Annotated in this window: 3 protein-coding genes; all 3 read left to right on the top strand. The window is 26.9% G+C overall.

What is annotated here, in order from left to right; all coding sequences use genetic code 11:
- Positions 1–533: ABC transporter permease (locus tag J7M77_RS07230; protein WP_296877165.1), on the top strand; the 533-nt coding region annotated here is incomplete at its 5' end.
- Positions 534–553: 20 nt separating this feature from the next.
- A complete protein-coding gene (locus tag J7M77_RS07225; RefSeq protein ID WP_296877164.1) occupies positions 554–1,432 on the top strand; it encodes a HAMP domain-containing sensor histidine kinase in 879 nt (292 codons plus the stop codon).
- A gap of 276 nt (positions 1,433–1,708) precedes the next feature.
- Positions 1,709–2,500 (top strand): hypothetical protein, encoded by a 792-nt coding sequence (locus J7M77_RS07220; protein WP_296877163.1) that lies wholly within the window; start codon positions 1,709–1,711, stop codon positions 2,498–2,500.
- The last annotated feature ends 13 nt before the right edge of the window (positions 2,501–2,513 follow it).

Here is a 2,513-nt window from a genome sequence, read left to right as displayed (position 1 = left end):
TTTATTTATCAATTTTTATTTGTAATGAATATAGCAGTGGTTATATTAAAAATATTGCTACTTTAAATAATGGGCGAATTTCGATTATTGTTGCCAAGATCGTAGTAGCAATTGTCTTGATTTTATTGATGTTAGTAAGTTGTTATGGACTTAGTTTTGTTGTTGGAATGATGATTGTTGATGGTTTTGAAATTGAAACAATTACAACAATATTTAAATCAATCTTGACGATGTTTTTACACGCATTAGCAACATTCAGCCTAATTACTTTTGTCGCTACTTTATTTAAAAGTAAAGTTGCTGCGATTATTGTAAATTTCTTAATTGCTTCAGGAATGTTATTGCCTGTTATTAATACTGTGTTTGATTTATTGAATGTATCTTTTTTATCTAAATATACCCTTACTCATTTTTTAATGACTTTTGATTTACTAACTGGAGATGTTTTAGTTAAAATGATGATTGTGTGCATTGTCTATATATTAGTGTATAATATATTAAGTGTAATAATCATTAGTAAACGGGATTTATAAAATATAGGAGGTGTTATTAAATGATGATTATTGTCAGTATGTTAATGATTGCTTTAATCATATCAATAACCCTTCTTTTTCTTTTTTTACAAGATATTAAAAAAATAAATCAACAAATAGATTACAAAAATCAAACGGGTAGTCATTTTGAAGTTGCCATTCAAAGCAGTTTACCAGCAGTTAAACAACTACAAAATAAGATCAATGCTTTATATGCAACAATTGATCAAACTAAAGAAACATCTTTGCATAAAGAAAAAGAAATGCAAACCATGATGTCGGGTATTTCCCATGATATTCGTACTCCATTAACTAGTATGCGTGGTTATCTTCGCTTGCTTGAACAAACAAATAATGAACTAGAAAAACAAAAATATTTGCAAACAATTGATTTTCGTTTAGAATCCTTACAATCAATTCTTGAAGACTTATTTATTCATTCTAAAATCAATGATAGTGATTACCAGCTTACAATGGAAGATATTGAAATATATCCCTTAGTCTGTAAAATATTGGCTTCATTTTATTATGATTTTGAAAAAAAGAATGTAGAACCCATTATTACCTTTTCAAATGAACATTTAATTCTTCATTCAAATAAAGAATTATTTACAAGAATGGTTCAAAATATTATCAATAATGCCCTTAAACATGGGGATAATTATTTTGAAATTAAAGAAATCGATGGAACATTGATCTTTGTAAATAATATCAAAGATCAAGATAATATCGATCCCAAACGACTTTTTGATCGCTTTTATAAAGCCGATTTATCTAGACATAATGATTCTACAGGCTTAGGTTTATCAATCGTAAAGAATATTGTTATGCTTCATAATTGGAAGATTGAAGCTGATTTAAAAGAAAATCAGTTAGCAATAAAAATAAATACCAAATAATTACCTCTTGAACATGATTCCTTACCACTTGTACAAGACATATTTACATTAATATTTAATAACCCTATAATAAAATTGTAAATAGTCTAGACGTTACAATAAATAAGAAAAGAAATTTAGAAAAGTTTTTATAAAATAAAAACCTGGCTAATTCTTTTCTAATGTTAATTTAATATTTATTTTATATTAGGTAATTAAGTTTTATATTAATTTATGGCTAAATTCCTATTATAAATTCAAGTGTGAAGATAAATCATGTGAAAGGTAATAATGATTATGAAAAAAAATAGAATTAAAAAGATAATATTAATGGGAGTAATTAGTGTTTTATGTACTCAAAGTAGCGTGGGGCTTATAGGTGCGGTTAATGATGACATAAATTATTCATATAATTATGGTGAATATGATACAGAAATTCTTGATTATAAAATAGATGATGATTTTATATATTCAGACTTTGAAGAAAATGGTGAGTCGATTTCTTTAGAAATTGATAAAGATATGCAGTATGTTAAACTAAATGGTGTTTATTATGATTTTGAAGATTATAATTTAGGATTGGCAAAGCAAGCTAGTGATTTATACGATAATGGAATTAGTAAAACGATTGTTGAAGAAATGAAATCTTATCCACCAATTCAAAATATAGATATGTATGTAGAGAAAAAAAGTAGTGATACTTTGAATTTGAAAACTGAATTTGATAGATCAATTGCACCACAAGCAAGTTATGGAACATTTTATTACAAAGGTGAATATAAAAAAGTAAATGTTGCAATGTCTTTAGCATCAGGCGCTATTTCGGTGGCATTGGGATTTCTTACTGGTGGTTTAACAGGGATTTTTACTACTGCTGCTGTAAAAACATTTATTTCAAGCTTTTTAAGGGCAATTGGGAAAAACTTCTTAACTACTACATTATATTATAAAAAATGGCAAGCTATTTTAAATTCGCGCGGTACTACTACAGAGAGAAGACAAGCAGGTGCTCTAAGAGAGGATGGTAAAACAAAATTCTGGGATACAAAAAAATATGACAGAACATTTGAAACGCAACGACCAGTATAGACTATATAAAAGG

The sequence above is a fragment of the Thomasclavelia sp. genome (genome assembly GCF_017889095.1).
Taxonomy (GTDB): domain Bacteria; phylum Bacillota_I; class Bacilli_A; order Erysipelotrichales; family Coprobacillaceae; genus Thomasclavelia.
Note: the sequence above shows the minus strand (reverse complement) of the source record. Positions and strands in the feature narration are given on the sequence as shown.